Raw genomic sequence first — 16483 nt, forward strand, 5'->3', positions numbered from 1 at the left:
AATTTGTTAGGATGAAACACAGATGTTTAGCTACGGGAAGTGGTATTAAATAAAGGAAATATATTATTTTTAGATACCGCTTACATTTTTGCGGATGAATAATGCAAAAATATCTACTAACAATTCCCAATAGCTCCATCTATACTTAAGTCAGAAAAGGAGATAGAAAGATGCGCGATCGAACAATCAAATTGTTGAGGACATTCATTGTTTCTGATTTTCCTATTAGTCTCACTCGATTAACCGAAGAATTTATGCTAAGTGAACGAACAATCAGAAATGAAATCAACGTATTGAATGATTATTTACTTGAAAATGCTTTACCGACTCTACAGACCATTCGTGGCAAAGGTCTTCAACTATCGATAACTGAAAGTCAAAAAAAGTTATTAATTCAATTAATCGGGAGTGAGAATCAAGAGCAAATTTTGACTCGTGAAGAACGACTATTAGATTTAATTCTATCAATTTCAATTGGAAAAGAGCGTGTCTTTTTATATCAAAAAGAGAACGAATTTCAAATTTCAAAAAGTTCGTTGGATGAAGATATGCGACGTTTGCGACAAATGATGAAAGAGTATCAAGTAGAAATTGTCAGTGTACCAAAAGAAGGCTTAATCTTAAGCGGTAAAGAAAAAGTCATTCGAACCATGATTTATTCTTTTGTGAATAAAATGGTGGATAACTTCACTCTAACCGATGAATTAAAGAATCGGTCGGTCAAAAAACAAATTATTTTTAGTTATATTTCATTAGAAGTATTTACTAAAATTGACCGAATTTACGATCAATGTATTTCGGCAAGTGAAGATAGCTTGTACCGTAAAAATTTAGTGCTATTCACGTCAATCTGGTTTACAAGGCTGCAGAATAAAGGCAGTCTGCAAATGTCAGCGTGGGTGAAGAAACACTCCTACACAACACCGGAATTAAAAGCATTTGTACAAGCTATTTTTGAGACTTTTTCCATTCAAGAGGAAGCGAATGAACGTAGCTACTTAACTTTCATGCTTGATACCTTTAATCCCAAAAATATGAATACATCAGTCGAATGGGGACAAGCACAAATGCTTTCTATTCAGCTGATTCAACATGTTGAAGCGAGTACGCATATTCCTTTTTCAAAAAAAGAAAAAGATTTGCAAGAAGGTTTGTATCAACATATTGGTAGTTTACTAAGTCGTGTGCGTTATGATGTGCAATTTGCTAATCCATTAAAAGAAAATATTAAATCAAACTACGGAATACTCTACCAAGCAGTGCAAAGTTTTACGCCAGAATTTACAAAACTTTTGGGAAAAGAGCTGTCAGAAGATGAAATCGCTTTTTTAACAATTCATTTTTCTTCAGCTTTCAGTGAACTAAATCAGGAATTGTCCTATTTTTATCGTGCAGTTGTTATTTGTAATCATGGAGTGGCAACCGGGAAATTATTATCCGAAAATTTGAAGGAGCTATTTAATATTGAGGTATTAGCAGTTTTAAGCTCACGAGAAGTCGCATTAATTGAGAAATTAGACGTTGATTTGGTCTTCTCAACTGTGCCGATTGAAGTAGAAAAGAAGCCATTGCTGATTGTTGAACCGATCATTAAAGAAGATAGCAAAGCAGCAATTGCTGACTTTTTAAAGCAGTACAATCAGTATCGTCGATTCTCTAGCAATCGGGAAGACTCGACTTCGATGTTTTCGGCTATTTTGAAGCTAATCGAAAACGAAACAAAAGTTACAGAAGACCTGTATCAAGAATTAGCACGTATTTTTAGAGAAAATCAGTTATCAATTAACACAAAGGAGTTGCAACCGATGATTAAAGATTTCTTACAAGACGAGAATATTTTATTGAATGTAGAAGCCGATGATTGGCAGGAATTAATTACGATTGTCTCGCAGCCTTTATTGAAGGAAGAGGCAATTACTGACAAATATATTCAAGCAATGATTGAGGCGGTGGAAGAATTTGGTCCGTATATTGTGATTGGTGAACATTTGGCGTTAGCCCATGCACGACCGGAAGATGGCGTGAACCAATTAGGGTTGAGCGTCGCAACTGTCAAAACGCCTGTGAAATTTGGGCATGAAGAAAACGATCCAGTGAAAATCATTTTTTGTTTATCGGCAGTGGATTCATTTTCACATTTGAATATTATGCGAGGGTTAATTGATTTAATTAATGATGAACAGAAACTGAATCAATTGTTACAAGCGGAAACAATCGAAGAGTTCAAATTAACTCTTTTTAATTAAAAATAGATAGGAGAAAAGAAAATGGGAAGAAAAGTAGAAATTTTATTTGTATGTGGTGCAGGGTTAGGAAGTAGTTTTGCTGCTCAAATGGCAGCCGAGGATGTGTTGAATCAACATAACGTACAGGCGAAGCTCGATCATGTAGATATTTCAACAGCAGCGTCGATGAGTCCAGATATTATTATTACAGCACAAAACTTTCAATCACAATTTGAAAAATTTGCGATTGATTCGGATAAAACAGCAATTGTTTATTTAAAAAATATTGTTTCAAAAGCCGAGATTGAAGAAAAATTAGTCCCAGTCTTAGCAGCCAAAGGCGCATTATAAAATCGAAAGGAATGATCATCAATGGGTGTTGTAAATTTTATTATTGATAATATTTTAACGCAAGCATCAATTACAATTGCTTTAATTGCTATGCTAGGTTTGATGTTACAAAAGAAATCAATGGGTCAAGTTATTTCAGGAACATTGAAAACGCTTCTAGGATTTCAAGTGTTAAGTGCGGGCTCAAGTATTATTGTTGGCAGTTTAACTTATTTTGGGGAAATTTTTACAGCTGGTTTTCAGATACAGGGAATTATTCCCTCGATTGAAGCGATTAATGGTCAAGCGATGAATGAATTGGGCTTAGGTCGAGATATTGCTTTAACATTTTTAGCTATTTTTATTTTTAATATCTTGATTGCTCGTTTCACGAAATGGAAATATATCTTTTTAACAGGGCAAGCAATTTTGTGGATGGCAACAATGACGACTGTTTTGGGTTACTTTGCAGGCTTACGTGGTATGGTCTTAATCATAGTCGGAGGCTTTGTTGGTGGGGCTTTTGCAGTGGCAATGCCTGCAATTGCACAACCGATTATTCGGAAAATTACTGGTTCAAATGATATTGCCTTGGGCCATTTTTGTACGATTGGCTACATGTTTGAAGCAGGAGTTGCGAAGATTTTTGGCGAAAAAGGGGAAAAGAAAAAATCAATTGAAGATATTCGTCTTCCAGCTTCCTTTGAATTTTTACAAGATACGTATTTGTCTGTGATGGTAGTTATGGTGCCATTATATATTATTACGGCAGCATTTGCAGGACCAGATGTTGGTGATCCTGGCTCACAGCATTATTTGATGTTTGCATTCTTACAAGCCATTCAATTTGTCGTAGGTGTGTATGTCTTGTTATCGGGCGTACGCTTGTTATTAGGAGAAATCGTCCCAGCTTTCCGAGGAATTGCGATGAAATTAGTACCGGATGCTATTCCAGCACTGGATTGCCCCGTGTTTTTCCCATACTCACCGAATGCCGTTATTTTAGGCTTTATTACAACGACCATCGGAACCGTAATTGCGATGTTTACGTTACCAGTATTTGGTTTAGCGATGATTTTACCAGGCATGTTAACCAACTTTTTTGCTGGAGGGACAGCAGGGATTTTTGGTAATGCAGTTGGTGGACGAAGAGGTGCAATTATTGGCGGTATTTTCCACGGCTTCTTTATCACGTTATTACCAGCTTTGTTAGTGACAATTTTTAACAGCATGGGCTTTATTAATGCGACAGCAACCGATGTCGATACCGTAGTAGCTGCCTTATTATACGCATGGATTTTAAGTCCGATTCTAAAAATGTTCTAAAAAAGGAGCGAGAAGAAAATGTTTGGCTTTTTCAAGAAAAAAGAAAGCAAGGCTGTGGTTTCTGAAGAGGAACCATTGACCGAAGAACAAAAATTAGTGTTGCAACAACAAATAACAGAAAAACAAGCACAATTAGCAGAAGCAGATTTAGCTATGGAAGTACAAGCAAAGCTACATGAAGAATTAGGATTAATTTACGCTGAACTGAATGATGAGCAAGCCATTACTGAATTAGAAAAAAGTCTAGAGTTAAAATTAACGATGGGCGATGGCTATAAAAAATTAATGAGTTTGTATAATCAAAAACGCGCAGAAGCCGCTCGTAATGGTGATGATGCAGGGATTGAAAAGTATATGAACAAAATGGATGATATGCGTCAAATTGCAAAAAAATTAATGATTTCAAGAGAAAACTAAACGAAAAGGATGAAGAGCTTTATGTATAAAACATTAAAAGAAGTTACTCAAATAGCAACCGAATTAAACATGACAATTGGTGCATTTAACACACATAACTTAGAAATGTTGCCTGAAATGTTGCGAGCGGCCAAAGAAATGGGCAGTCCAATCATTATCCAAACAAGTATCGATACGGCAAAATATATTGGTTATGATGTAGTTGTCGCAGTGATTAAAGAGATTGCGGAAAAAGAAATGGTTGATGCGGCCTTGCATTTAGATCATGCCCGCGATTTTGATGAAATTAAGGCTGCGATTGATGCTGGTTTTTCTAGTGTTATGTATGATGGTTCGCATTTACCATTTAAAGAAAATATTGCCAAAACCAAAGCCGTCGTGTCTTATGCTCATGCCCATGGTGTATCGGTAGAAGGCGAATTAGGAACGATTGGTGGCACTGAAGAAGGTATTTCAGTTGCTGAAAACGATAAAGTTTATACACGTCCAGAAGATGCTGTTGAATTTGTTAAACAAACAGGAGTAGATGCCTTAGCCATTGCGATTGGTACTAATCATGGTCAATTTAAATCAAAAACCGACGTCAATATTCCGTTATTAAAAGAAATTCATCGTGTAGTGGATATTCCATTGGTGATTCATGGTGGGACAGGTGTCAAAGAAGAAGATTACCCAGAGCTAATCAATAATGGCATTCGTAAATTTAATGTGGGAACTGAATTGTTAGTCAATTGGACCAAAGAAGCAAAAACGGCTTTTACTGAAACTGAAGTCAATAAGTCACTACGTTACAATGTGATTCCTGCCAATCAAAAAGTCAAAGAAATTGTGAAACACAAAATCGGTTTGTTTATGAATCTGGAAGAACCACTCGTGGTAGGCAAGAGGCATGAATAAATACCTCATTTTATTGGCAGGCAGCCCAGCAACTGGGAAAACATATTTGACGAATAAAATTAAACAAGTATTACCCAATATCTTTATTATTACACCCGATGAATTAAAAGAAAATATCGCTGATTCTGTTGGATTTGACAATCTAGATGAGAAGAAAAAATTAGAAGAACAAGTCTGGTCAGTCTATTATCAGGTACTTGATTTATACATGCAAATTGGTAGACAGTTTATTTTATCTGAATATCCTTTTTCAGATAAACAAAAAGCACAGTTAAGTCATTTAGCAGAAGAACATGACTATCAAGTCATCACAATTCGTTTAGTTGCTGATTTTGAGAAACTTTGGGAACGAAGGAAGCAACGTGATATTCAACCAGATCGTCATTTAAGTCATATTATGAGTCATTATCATTTTGGTGATACATTAGAAAATCGCCAGCTTGCTGATAATCGGATTACCAAAGAGGGATTTCGTCAAATTATCGAGGATCGTCAGTATCATCAGTTTTGCTTAGGAACATTGTATGAGTATGATGTCACCGATTTTTCAGTTGTCGATTACACGAAACTACTCGAAACACTTGGTAAACTAAAGAATTAGATGAAAAACCGCTATCTGAACAGTTTGTTCGGACAGCGGTTTTCGTTATTTCGCATTTTTTTCTGAAACGAAAGCCTGATTATAAAACTGACTATTTTGAGACAGTTGTTCATCAAAGTGCTCAACGCCGTCACGTTCTAATAGTGTCGGAACATTTGACGATAAATCCGTTCCTAAGCCTAAGCGATGTTCTGGAATAGTCACACCTAGACTAGACAGAATCGTTGGAAAATAATCAAAAGGTGCAAAAGTCCGATTTGTTGCTTGAATATGTTTGTTCTTAAAGTCTGGGTTTAATACGAGGTTAAATGTCGTACGATGATAGTTTTTATCAAAGTCTTTAAAGAATTTTTTATCCATGCTTAAATGGTCACCAGTTAATAAAATCGTCGTATTTTCGTAAAAAGGTTGTTCTTGAATCCAGCGAACCAACTGCACGATTTCTTTTTGCGAATGTAAGATAACATTTGCGTACTGTGAATCATAAGGTGTGGGTGCACCTGGTTCTAAATAACCATCAGGGAAGTGCGTGTCGGCATTTTCCATCGCAAAATGGAAGGGTTTGTTAGTAGCAGCTAATCTTGTCAGCTCATCTTTTGCGTATTCATAAAGTTTCTTATCTTCATATCCCCACCAAACTTTATAGTCCTTAGGGATTAGCCCAGTTTTTCGGGCATATTTCAAATCAAAAATTTTAAAATCACCGTGTGTGGAGAAGAAGGAAGTTAAGCCACCGAAATCAGCGTCTGCGCCAAACATTACTGTTTGCTCATACCCTTCATCATGTAGAATATCTCCTAAGGTTGTCGCACCAGGAAGGAATTGTCCAGATTTTCCATAGGAATTGCCGTTCATCGGAATTTTTAAAGGGAGGCCGGCATTCATGTTAATCATAGATGCTACTGACCAACTAGAACCGTATGTTTGGTAAGGCCCACCAAACGATTCATTTTGTGAAAAATGAATGCCTTCCGCAGATAATTTCTTCAAATCGGGCATTAAATCATCCGTCATGTAACCACCAGAAACTTTATCAAAATAGGAATTTTCATAAGATTCTAAGTAAAGATGAATAAAGTTACGTTTTTTCTCAGGAAACGCAAGCGCCGTTTTTTTAGGATCTACATAGTTTGTTTCAACATAAGTCGAATTATCAAAATATGCATGATATACCTGAATCAGTTGCAATTCATGTACGCTATAAGCTGTACCTCCTAGAAAGATTCCTAGTGTGATAGCACTAATTACACGCCAAGACACACGACTATATGTTGGATACCAAAGGATAATTAAGAAAATCAATATTAGAGCGAGTGCACCAAGAACCGGTGTATCAATAATTGCTTGCGTGACACCATCTGCGGTACCTGTTACAGGTGAATTGAAATTAAAAATAAACTGTTCAGGTGTCAATTTACCAAAGAAATGAATAAACCAGAAAGAGCCAATCCCCAAAATACTTCCTAGAATAAAGAAGATAGTAAGTAGGCTGCGAAGTCCACGTTTGTTCTTTGGGTTATTTTGTGGAAAATGTTGCATGACGAGTTGTTTAATCCACAATAATAAGCCACCCACCACAAATGTTAGTAAAACAACTTTCCCTCCGTATAAGGAAAAGGTAAAAGGTGTCGAAAATAATTGGCGTTGTTGGAAGATAAATCGTGCAACTGTTAATGAACCAATGAAGGTATAAATTGTATCAAAAAATAAAGAGAAAATTAGTGTTTGCCAATTTTTAACAGGGGTAATACGTAAGCCAATTATAGCTACTACGAGAGCAGTTAATATAAAAAGAAAAATCATTGTTACACATCCTATTCGATAGTTAATTAAGTGAACTTATTATAGCAATTTTGGATAGAAATAATTGCAATAATGAGAAGAAATTCAGAAGAAGTTTTATGATACACTGGAAATAGACCAAGGAAGGAGTGACTCAAATGAAGGTTATGATTGGTGCAGGTGAAACAACGTTACCTGGTTGGATTGCCACTAATGAAACAGAATTGAATTTAGTGAAGCGTGAGAGTTTTCAACAATTTTTTGGTCAGCAAAAAGCACAGGCGATGTTGGCTGAACATGTCTGGGAACATTTGACAATTGACGAAGGAATCGTAGCTGCAAAAAATTGTTATGACTATCTTGAAGAAGGCGGTTATTTGCGAATTGCGGTACCAGATGGCAATTTTCATGATCCGGACTTTTTGCAATTAGTGCAAGTGGGTGGACCAGGACCAGAAGATCATCCAGCTTTTACCCACAAAGTGTTGTATGATTATCAGCGTCTGATAAATGTTTTTGAAGAAGCTGGTTTTATGATAGATTTGCTTGAATATTGCGATGAACAAGAAGTATTCCACTATAAATACTGGAATCCAGCTGATGGAAAAATTGGGCGGTCATTGCGTTTTGATACGCGTAATAGTCGTGAAAAAATGGGGATGGTTTCGATTATTCTTGATGCGCATAAACCATTTTTATTAGATACTTCAAAAGAAGCTTAGAAAAGATTCATTTGTCACAAAATCTTACATTATAATGTACTAAAACTTTTGTAATCAGCTTCAATATGTAATATGATTATCTATAATCTAAAAAGGAGTTGAGGGAGATGAACGTTTTTAAGTGGGTTGCGAAATCTACAACCACACAAATGGTTATTGCATTAGTTGGGGGAATGCTCTTCGGTACAGTTGTCGGTGAATGGGCAGGAAATTTAAAATTTATCGGAGACATTTTTATTCGCTTAATTCAAATGTCAATCGTTGTATTAGTAATGACTTCCGTCATTTCAGCAATCGGTGAAATGGCGAGGCAAAAAGAAGATACCACTTTTGGTATTAAAATGGGGGTCAATACCTTTAAGTGGATTATCACTTTTACAGTGATTGCGGCTGCATTAGGTTACTTCTTAGCTGTCGTGATTCAACCTGGAAAAGGAATGATGGCAAGTGAAACACTTGCTGTCGAAGCCCCTGAATCAATGGGCTTTCAAGAAACATTGACCAACTTTGTTTCTACAAATATCTTTGAAGCAATGGCAACCGCCAATATGATTCCGATTATTGTTTTCTCGGTACTTTTTGGGGCAGGTTTAAATATGTTTGTGAAAAAAACGGGACAAACGATTGTACTCGATGGTATCAAAGAAATTCATACGATTGTCTTGAATGTGATTCAATTAGTAATGAAAGTTGCGCCAATTGGGGTCTTTTGTTTATTAGCAGATGTAGCCGGAAGTACAGGGATTCAAATTATTTTCCCGATGATTAAATATTTGGGGATTCTATTAATTGGTGTTCTTGTAATGATGATTGTCATGGCAAGTGTCGTAGCTATTCGCTGTAAGATTAATCCGATGCTCTTGCCGAAGAAATTCGTCGACATGTCTATTGTGGCATTGACAACCACAAGTTCAGCGATTACATTTCCAACAGCCTTAAAGGACTGTATTGAAAAATTCGGTGTTCGTCGAGATGTCGCGAATTTTACCATGAGTGTTGGGATGACTATGGGTAGTGCCGGTGCTGCGATGTGTTATGTCGTCATGATTATCTTTATGCAACAAAGTTCTGGTGTCGAGTTATCGTTCTTGAATTTATTGATAGGAATTGGTTTATCCATCATGTTAACATTAGGAACGATTACAGTTCCAGGTAGTGCAGCTGTAGTGGCAACATTTCTGGGAACGTCACTAGGTTTACCATTAGATTCAATTGCATTATTAATTGGCGTGGATTGGTTTGCTGGTATGTTCCGTACCTTCTTGAATGTGAATAATGATGTGTTCATTTCAATGTTGGTTGCTGAAAGTGTCGATGCATTGGATAAAGAAGTGTATAATAATCAAAAAATAGTTCATGCAGAATAAAATAAAGTACGATGAATGTTTAATTTTTGAACATTCATCGTATTTTTTTTACATAGTGCATCAAATTAGTGCAAAAAAATTAGTGAAAAAAGTAAAATAAGTAATGTAAGAAAACGATTGTTGTTAAAAAAATTGGGTGGAATGCACTTGTTTTGTTTAAAAAGATCAATCATCTAACGTGTAGTTGCACTAATATAAGTGCAATTATTTTGTATTGTTGGAAGTGCTTACGAATTGTATAGTGAACATGTAAGGGAGATTAAGAGTCATGCAATTGTCAAAAAGAGAAATTCAAATGTTGTTAAAATTAATCGAGCAAGAAAAAAGTATTACAGCTAAAGAGTTAGCAGATATGTTTCGAGTCAGTGTTCGAACGGTCAAGTACGATTTAGATAATATTCGTTATTGGTTAAAATTACGCAACATCGAATTGCATTCACAACGCAACAAAGGTTTCTGGTTTGAATTGAGTGATGTGCAGAAATTGACATTGAAAAACGAATTATTAGAAACAGATCGGTTTGATATTTACGCAGACCAACAAGCACGTGTGGAATTCATTGTGATGAATTTATTGCTTGCTGAAAAAATGAAAACCACGGCTTGGTTTGCTTCTCAATTAGAAGTAACACAGAATACGATTGTAAGCGATTTAGAAAAAGTTGATTCGTTTTTGAATAAGTTTACGGTTACGCTTGAAAGACAAAGTGGTCAAGGCATCTTTCTAAATGGTCGTGAAAAAGATTGTCGTTTATTGATGGAATATCTCTTGCAGTTAAAATTGACAGAATATGATATTTATAAAATTATGAATTCATTTCTCAATCCATTAGCTGAGGAGTCACAATCGTTATCTCTAGGTAAAGGAACAGATTTTCATGACATCTATCAACACGTTGTACGTATGATGTCACAGGTTCTCGATCCGGACCTATTAAATCAATTTAACTATGCCGAATTATTATCTATTTCCATACGAACAGCAATTGCTGTTTGTCGTTTGCGGTTAAATCATTCGATTGCATCATTCAAACTGATTCAACGACAAGAAACATTAATCAAAAATCGTGATATTCCGTTTTTGCTCATGCAAGCTGTTTTTTCTCAGTATGAATTGCCATTATTTGAAGATGAGTACGAGTTCATTTCGAGTAATTTAATAGAAGAAAGCGATCAGCAAGATACCTTACAATTGACTGTGAAGCTCATTCAAGATGTATCAGATGAATTGAACGTTCCTTTTTATGAGGACCATCAATTATTGACCAACCTCTTTGCACATTTATCTTTACGTTTAGGCAAAAAACATGTATTCATTAACGAATACAATCCTTTTGTTGAGGATATTCAAAACTTACATGAAGAATTATTCACAGCGATTACCAAAGCATGCCAACAAGAAATTGCGACTTTTGCACATGTAATGAATGACTCGTTTATTGCCTATATTGCCTTACACTTTTTAGTTTCATTTGAGAAACAAAAGAAAGAGATGATTCAAGTTGTCTACGTTTGTTCCACTGGTTTAGGAGTAACCAATCTTATTCAGCAACGAGTTCAAGAAGAAGTCCATTCAGTAAATATTATTGGATTTGCTTCGGTACTAAATGCTGTTGAAATGATTCAAGAGAAGAAGCCCGATTTAGTGATTAGTATTTTCCCGATTGAAGGTGTGCAATGCCCGTTGATTAAAGTCAATGCAATTCCATCCAAAGAAGACATTGAAACAATTAAAACAGTTGTGCAACATCTTCTAGCTAAAGACAATCGTCGGCTAAATTATAGTAAACCGTACCGTAGAGAACAACGTTTGGAGAATTCCGAAGAGTTGAGTCGAGAGACCATTGTTAAAGGTTATATTATTTATGAAAAATTAGTAACTATCTTTGATCAACGGTTGAAGAAAGAATACCAAGATGCATTTTTATTACATGTATTCTTAATGGTTCATCGAATAGTCTTTCAGTCGCAATATCATTTAGAAGGAAATGTGAATCAAGAAATGCTATTTGAAAATAATCAATTACTGTTAGAAGTAGAACAAGTTTTTTCAGAAAATGACTTATCAGTCAACCATGCAGAATTAACCGCATTGTTGCAATATGTCGATATATATACAGGAGGATATGATGAAGGTTAGTCAAGAAGCCCAGCAAATGATTGATGCAAGCGCACATAAGAATCAATTAGAGGAAATGATTGCATATACCAATCAGCTGATGAAGGAGTATAACATTGAAGCAACAGAGTTACAATGGACAATTCTTATCAATCATTTGAATGAAATGATTCGCAGAGAAAAGTCGCAAGAACGTATTCCGCAAGTAGATCCGGAAATGTTTGCTGAAGTCTCAGCAGAAGCATTATCGATTGCTGAAGCAGTTACTCGAAAAATCGGGGAACTACCAATCGATGAGAAATATGTATTATCAATTCATTTTGAGAGTGCCAAACAAAATTAAAATATATTTACTTTAGGAGGAAAAAATTATGGTAACAGTAGTAATCGCAGATCGTTTAGGTAAAGGACAAAATGTCGCAAAAGGTGTTGAAGCAGCAGGAGGACGTGCTGTTGTTGTTCCAGGAATGGGCGCTGACATGCGTTTAGGTGATGTGATGCAACAAGAAGATGCACAAATCGGCATTTCATTTTGTGGTAGTGGTGGTGCCGGAGCATTAACGGCATCAACGAAATACGGATATCCAGAACGTCACGGTATGCGTTCGATTGACGAAGGTGTGACAGCAATTAATGATGGAAAAACTGTTTTAGGATTTGGTTTTATGGATCAAGAAGAACTAGGTAAGCGAATCACTGAAGCATATATTAACAAATACGGAGATCAATAAGAGAGGAGAAAGTATAGTGGTAGAAGTAAAATCAACGCAGAAAGTCATTGTCACAGGGGAAGGAAATAGTGAGGTTGCTGCTTTTTCATCAGCACTAGGTCGTGTACAATCACAGATGTTAAAAGAGTCTTCAGATGTTACTTTGCGGATTGAACCAAAAGCAGTCACTGTACTTTCTGCAACTAAAAAAAGTTACACAGAACGGTTTCTATTTTTCTTTCTTCCCAGAGAAAAAGTGACCTATTCTGTGAAATTACAAATTGAAGTGGAATTATTAAGTATTGATATGAAAATGATTGACTTCAAAGAACAGGGAGAACAAGCGCGTAACTTCAACATCCCCTTCTTCTCCCAAAAAATGAAATAAATGAAGGAGGAAAACTTGTGGAATTTTTTGTTATTCTTATTAAATCGTTAATTATTGGCGGCTTGTTAGGCTTTGCAACAGGTGTAGGTGCAGCTCGAATGTTTCATGCGCCGAATACACAAGGTTTAGGAGCTTTTCGTACATTGGGAGAAATGAACGCTTGTGAAGGAGACCCGGCATCACATTTTTCTTTTGGGTTAGGGTTCTTCTTTAATGCTTGGGCTTCAGCAGTCGGGGCGGGGGCATTCACACAAGATGTGACGCATCGTGTTGTTCCTAACTGGGCGGCAGCCGCGCTTCTATCAAAAAATAAAAACATTGCCGAAACAATGCATCATCCGAAAAAAATGGGGATTGCCGGTGCGTTGATTGGGATGGTATTAGTTGCGTTTTTAAATACAACTGCAGCAGCTATTCCAGAAGCGTTACAAGTAACAGCCGTGGCTGTCTTAGTACCAGCGGCAACTATTTTAATTGAAGTTGTGATGCCAGTCTTATTCTGGTTAGCAGCGATTGATGCCGGTCGACGTACTGGTTTCTGGGGGACATTATTTGGCGGCTTGGCACAATTAATCATGGGAAATGCTGTACCGGGTGTGGTATTAGGTATTTTAATCGGTAAAGGTGTCGACGATCAAGGTTGGACACGTATTACGAAAGTCATTTTAGTCGCAGCTATTCTGTTGTTTATTTTCAGTGGTTTCTTCCGTGGCTTTGACTTAGAAATGATTGAAAGTTTCCGTTTAGATATTCCAAATTGGTTAAATAATCTACACGATGTATTTACTGTGAAGTAAGGAGGAGCGTAAATGGCAAAAGAATTAACTGAAGAACAAAAAGCAAAAAGTTTTTGGTATGCAGATTGGGCATTTCCGATTTTAGTCGGAATTATGGCTTCTGCCGTATTTACAGGGACATATATGTATATGGAGTACGGTGTTGGGGCGTTTAATGAAGTTTCAATTGTAGCAATGTTAAAAGCTGGATTAGACGGCGGTTCTTACGGTGCTGCCGCGGCATTTGGTGCAAGCTTCCTGTTTGCTCGTATTTTAGAAGGGTCATTAGTCGGTATCTTAGATTTAGGTGGCTCGATTTTAACAGGGTTAGGTATTGGTATCCCAGCTATTCTGTTAAGTGTTGGAATTACTGCACCGTTGGAAAGTTTCCCTCTAGCATTACTTACAGGTGGCTTACTAGGTGTGATTGTCGGGGGCATTATTGTTTTAATCCGTAAATTTACGATTAATCAATCCAATTCAACATTTGGTGCGGACATCATGATGGGCGCAGGAAATGCTTCTGGACGCTTTTTAGGTCCATTACTAATTATTAGTGCTGGAACAGCGTCGATTCCGATTGGGATTGGTGCTACAATTGGTGCGCTTTTCTTTTATAAGTGGGACAAACCAATTGCTGGTGGCGCGATTATTGGAGCGATGATTTTAGGTGCGATTTTCCCAGTAGCAGTCTAATCATGGCGCTAGAACAAAATCCTTACACGCACGATTGCGAAGCGAAGGATTTTTTCTTTTATAGGAGGGAAGAAAATGAACGAACTTGTTTTAAAGAATGGTCGCTTAATCAGTGGCGAGCCATGTGAAGTAGCCATAAAAAATGGTAAAATAACACAAGTAGCAGAAGTTATTGAAACGACGACCGAAACAGTTATTGATTTAGAAGGGCATTATATCTCCGCTGGTTGGATTGATGACCATGTGCATTGCTTTGAAAAAATGAATTTGTACTACGACTATCCGGATCAAATCGGGGTCGAAAAAGGCGTCACGACTGTGATTGATGCCGGGACCACTGGCGCGGAGAATATTCATGACTTTTATGAACTAGCCCAACAAGCCAAAACCAATGTCTATGCACTGGTCAATATTTCCAAATGGGGGATTGTCGAACAAGACGAATTGGCCGATTTATCAAAAGTCAAAGCCGATTTAGTCAAACAAGCGCTCGCAGATTTACCAGATTTTATCGTCGGCATCAAAGCCCGCATGAGTAAAACGGTGATTGGCGACAATGGCATTACTCCTTTGGAATTAGCCAAACAAATCCAAGCCGAAAACCAGCACTTACCATTGATGGTCCATATTGGCTCGGCACCGCCAGAACTTGCTGAAATTTTGGCTGTGATGGAAGCGGGCGATGTCTTGACGCATTGCTTTAACGGCAAACCGAATGGGATTCTAGGTGCCGATGATCACATCAAAGACATTGCTTGGGACGCGTATCGTCGCGGCGTCATCTTTGATATTGGACACGGCACGGATAGCTTTAATTTCCATGTCGCCGAAGTAGCCCATCAAGCTGGGATGGATGCGACTTCAATTAGTACCGACATCTATATTCGCAATCGCACCAATGGTCCGGTCTATGACTTGGCAACCACGATGGAAAAACTCCGTGTGGTTGGCTATACTTGGCCTGACATTTTAGAGAAAGTGACCGCTGTCCCTGCCAAAAATTTCCATTTAGCTAATAAAGGCCAACTAGCGGTCGGCTTTGATGCGGATTTGACGATTTTTGAATTGGTCACTGGCGAGAAAGAATTGGTCGATTCCAATGGCTTCACTCGGACAACGACCGAACAAATTCGTCCATTAAAAACAGTGATTGGAGGAATGGTCTATGACAATGAATTATGAAACCTTTGGTTTAAAAGAAGTCATTAATGCTTCGGGGCGGATGACAATTTTGGGTGTCTCCAAAGTGTCCGAACGGGTTTTAGAAGCACAACGCTTTGGTGGCGAACACTTTTTTGAAATGGCCGATTTAGCCGTGAAAACAGGGGCGTACTTGGCCAACTTATTGCACGTCGAAGACGCGCAAATCGTCTCTTCGGCTTCCGCGGGGATTGCCCAATCGGTGGCAGCGGTCATTGGACAAGGCAGTCTGCATCATGTCTATCATCCGTATGATCCAACGATCACCAAACGTGAGATTCTTTTACCAAAAGGACACAATGTCGATTACGGGACCCCTGTCGAAGTGATGGTGGCGCAAGGCGGCGGGCAAGTGGTCGAAGCCGGCTATGCCAATATGTGTACCGCAGAACACCTCGAAATGATGGTGACGGCCCAAACTGCCGCAATTTTGTATATTAAAAGTCACCACACAGTCCAAAAAAGTATGTTAACGGTCGCAGAAGCGGCACAAGTTGCCCAAAAAGTGGGGGTACCCTTGATTGTCGATGCGGCTGCCGAAGAAGATTTGTTCAAATATATCACCGACGGTGCCGACCTCGTGATTTATTCCGGAGCCAAAGCCATTGAAGGACCCAGTGCCGGTTTGGTCATTGGCAAGAAGAACTATGTTGAATGGGTGCGCCTACAAAGTAAAGGCATTGGTCGGGCCATGAAAATAGGCAAAGACAATATCTTAGGCTTTACCCAAGCCGTGGCAGATTATTTGGCACAGGGCTCAGAAGATGGTGAGGCGATGAAGGCTCGTTTAGCACCGTTCATCGATCAAGTCAATGCGATTGATGGACTGACGGCAACCATCGTCCAAGATGGCGCGGGGCGTGAAATTTATCGCGCCAGTGTTACCGTCTCTGGAAAGAAAACCGCCAAAGAAGTCATTGCGGCATT

General features: G+C 37.8%; 17 protein-coding genes. 16 read left to right on the plus strand and 1 reads right to left on the minus strand.

Annotated elements, in window-relative coordinates; all coding sequences use genetic code 11:
* Window positions 1-170 precede the first annotated feature (170 nt).
* Genes BAU17_RS10310 through BAU17_RS10335 form a run of 6 tightly spaced genes read left to right on the plus strand, consistent with a single transcriptional unit; the run spans window position 171 to window position 5796 of the window.
* A complete protein-coding gene (locus tag BAU17_RS10310) occupies window positions 171-2246 on the plus strand; it encodes a BglG family transcription antiterminator (RefSeq protein WP_161902740.1) in 2076 nt (691 codons plus the stop codon).
* A gap of 21 nt (window positions 2247-2267) precedes the next feature.
* Entirely contained in the window at window positions 2268-2576 is a 309-nt protein-coding gene (locus tag BAU17_RS10315) for a PTS sugar transporter subunit IIB (protein ID WP_161902741.1), read from the plus strand.
* Window positions 2577-2597: 21 nt separating this feature from the next.
* Window positions 2598-3881: a PTS sugar transporter subunit IIC gene (locus tag BAU17_RS10320; protein WP_161902742.1), complete on the plus strand. Its 1284-nt coding sequence runs from the start codon at window positions 2598-2600 to the stop codon at window positions 3879-3881.
* An 18-nt stretch (window positions 3882-3899) separates the two neighbouring features.
* Window positions 3900-4298, plus strand: a complete 399-nt coding sequence (locus BAU17_RS10325; RefSeq protein ID WP_161902743.1) for a tetratricopeptide repeat protein — start codon at window positions 3900-3902, stop codon at window positions 4296-4298.
* A gap of 21 nt (window positions 4299-4319) precedes the next feature.
* Window positions 4320-5195 (plus strand): class II fructose-bisphosphate aldolase, encoded by an 876-nt coding sequence (locus BAU17_RS10330; RefSeq protein WP_161902744.1) that lies wholly within the window; start codon window positions 4320-4322, stop codon window positions 5193-5195.
* The gene (locus BAU17_RS10335; protein WP_161902745.1) at window positions 5188-5796 is read left to right on the plus strand and encodes a P-loop nucleotide/nucleoside kinase family protein; all 609 of its coding nucleotides are present in this window, start codon (window positions 5188-5190) and stop codon (window positions 5794-5796) included. Before BAU17_RS10330 ends, BAU17_RS10335 begins: the two co-directional genes overlap by 8 nt.
* Window positions 5797-5841: 45 nt before the next feature.
* Here the strand turns inward: BAU17_RS10335 and BAU17_RS10340 are convergent, their stop codons facing one another.
* On the minus strand, window positions 5842-7599 hold the full coding sequence (locus BAU17_RS10340; protein WP_161902746.1) for an LTA synthase family protein: 1758 nt from the start codon (window positions 7597-7599) through the stop codon (window positions 5842-5844).
* Between the two features lie 137 nt (window positions 7600-7736).
* Here BAU17_RS10340 and BAU17_RS10345 point away from each other — a divergent pair, with 137 nt between their 5' ends.
* From BAU17_RS10345 to BAU17_RS10390, 10 genes are all read left to right on the plus strand, one after another.
* Window positions 7737-8300, plus strand: a complete 564-nt coding sequence (locus BAU17_RS10345) for a class I SAM-dependent methyltransferase (RefSeq protein WP_161902747.1) — start codon at window positions 7737-7739, stop codon at window positions 8298-8300.
* Window positions 8301-8407: 107 nt separating this feature from the next.
* The gene (locus tag BAU17_RS10350) at window positions 8408-9667 is read left to right on the plus strand and encodes a dicarboxylate/amino acid:cation symporter (protein ID WP_161902748.1); all 1260 of its coding nucleotides are present in this window, start codon (window positions 8408-8410) and stop codon (window positions 9665-9667) included.
* A gap of 268 nt (window positions 9668-9935) precedes the next feature.
* Window positions 9936-11807 carry a BglG family transcription antiterminator gene (locus tag BAU17_RS10355; protein WP_161902749.1) on the plus strand — a complete coding sequence of 624 codons (1872 nt, stop codon included), beginning with the start codon at window positions 9936-9938 and terminating at the stop codon, window positions 11805-11807.
* Complete coding sequence (locus BAU17_RS10360; protein ID WP_161902750.1) at window positions 11797-12129, plus strand: PRD domain-containing protein; 333 nt, start codon at window positions 11797-11799, stop codon at window positions 12127-12129. Before BAU17_RS10355 ends, BAU17_RS10360 begins: the two co-directional genes overlap by 11 nt.
* A gap of 28 nt (window positions 12130-12157) precedes the next feature.
* The gene (locus tag BAU17_RS10365; protein ID WP_161902751.1) at window positions 12158-12517 is read left to right on the plus strand and encodes a glycine-rich SFCGS family protein; all 360 of its coding nucleotides are present in this window, start codon (window positions 12158-12160) and stop codon (window positions 12515-12517) included.
* A 16-nt stretch (window positions 12518-12533) separates the two neighbouring features.
* Window positions 12534-12884 (plus strand): DUF4312 family protein, encoded by a 351-nt coding sequence (locus BAU17_RS10370; protein WP_231474944.1) that lies wholly within the window; start codon window positions 12534-12536, stop codon window positions 12882-12884.
* Between the two features lie 17 nt (window positions 12885-12901).
* Window positions 12902-13681, plus strand: coding sequence for a DUF4311 domain-containing protein (locus BAU17_RS10375; protein WP_161902752.1), 780 nt, complete (start codon window positions 12902-12904; stop codon window positions 13679-13681).
* Between the two features lie 12 nt (window positions 13682-13693).
* Window positions 13694-14356, plus strand: coding sequence for a DUF4310 family protein (locus BAU17_RS10380; protein WP_161902753.1), 663 nt, complete (start codon window positions 13694-13696; stop codon window positions 14354-14356).
* A 75-nt stretch (window positions 14357-14431) separates the two neighbouring features.
* Entirely contained in the window at window positions 14432-15538 is a 1107-nt protein-coding gene (locus BAU17_RS10385) for an amidohydrolase/deacetylase family metallohydrolase (protein WP_161902754.1), read from the plus strand.
* Window positions 15522-16483 (plus strand): DgaE family pyridoxal phosphate-dependent ammonia lyase (locus tag BAU17_RS10390; protein WP_161902755.1); only part of this gene is annotated, 962 nt, incomplete at its 3' end. The genes BAU17_RS10385 and BAU17_RS10390, both read left to right, overlap by 17 nt.

The organism is Candidatus Enterococcus willemsii, assembly GCF_009933335.1.
Lineage (GTDB): Bacteria > Bacillota > Bacilli > Lactobacillales > Enterococcaceae > Enterococcus_F > Enterococcus_F willemsii.

Excerpts from the sequence above, each read along its gene's own strand:
- BAU17_RS10365 (WP_161902751.1), top strand. The coding sequence starts at position 12,158 with ATGGTAACAGTAGTAATCGCAGATCGTTTAGGTAAAGGACAAAATGTC.
- BAU17_RS10310 (WP_161902740.1), top strand. The coding sequence starts at position 171 with ATGCGCGATCGAACAATCAAATTGTTGAGGACATTCATTGTTTCTGAT.
- BAU17_RS10320 (WP_161902742.1), top strand. The coding sequence starts at position 2,598 with ATGGGTGTTGTAAATTTTATTATTGATAATATTTTAACGCAAGCATCA.
- BAU17_RS10340 (WP_161902746.1), bottom strand. The coding sequence starts at position 7,599 with ATGATTTTTCTTTTTATATTAACTGCTCTCGTAGTAGCTATAATTGGC.
- BAU17_RS10385 (WP_161902754.1), top strand. The coding sequence starts at position 14,432 with ATGAACGAACTTGTTTTAAAGAATGGTCGCTTAATCAGTGGCGAGCCA.
- BAU17_RS10345 (WP_161902747.1), top strand. The coding sequence starts at position 7,737 with ATGAAGGTTATGATTGGTGCAGGTGAAACAACGTTACCTGGTTGGATT.
- BAU17_RS10315 (WP_161902741.1), top strand. The coding sequence starts at position 2,268 with ATGGGAAGAAAAGTAGAAATTTTATTTGTATGTGGTGCAGGGTTAGGA.
- BAU17_RS10380 (WP_161902753.1), top strand. The coding sequence starts at position 13,694 with ATGGCAAAAGAATTAACTGAAGAACAAAAAGCAAAAAGTTTTTGGTAT.
- BAU17_RS10325 (WP_161902743.1), top strand. The coding sequence starts at position 3,900 with ATGTTTGGCTTTTTCAAGAAAAAAGAAAGCAAGGCTGTGGTTTCTGAA.
- BAU17_RS10330 (WP_161902744.1), top strand. The coding sequence starts at position 4,320 with ATGTATAAAACATTAAAAGAAGTTACTCAAATAGCAACCGAATTAAAC.
- BAU17_RS10360 (WP_161902750.1), top strand. The coding sequence starts at position 11,797 with ATGAAGGTTAGTCAAGAAGCCCAGCAAATGATTGATGCAAGCGCACAT.
- BAU17_RS10355 (WP_161902749.1), top strand. The coding sequence starts at position 9,936 with ATGCAATTGTCAAAAAGAGAAATTCAAATGTTGTTAAAATTAATCGAG.
- BAU17_RS10350 (WP_161902748.1), top strand. The coding sequence starts at position 8,408 with ATGAACGTTTTTAAGTGGGTTGCGAAATCTACAACCACACAAATGGTT.
- BAU17_RS10335 (WP_161902745.1), top strand. The coding sequence starts at position 5,188 with ATGAATAAATACCTCATTTTATTGGCAGGCAGCCCAGCAACTGGGAAA.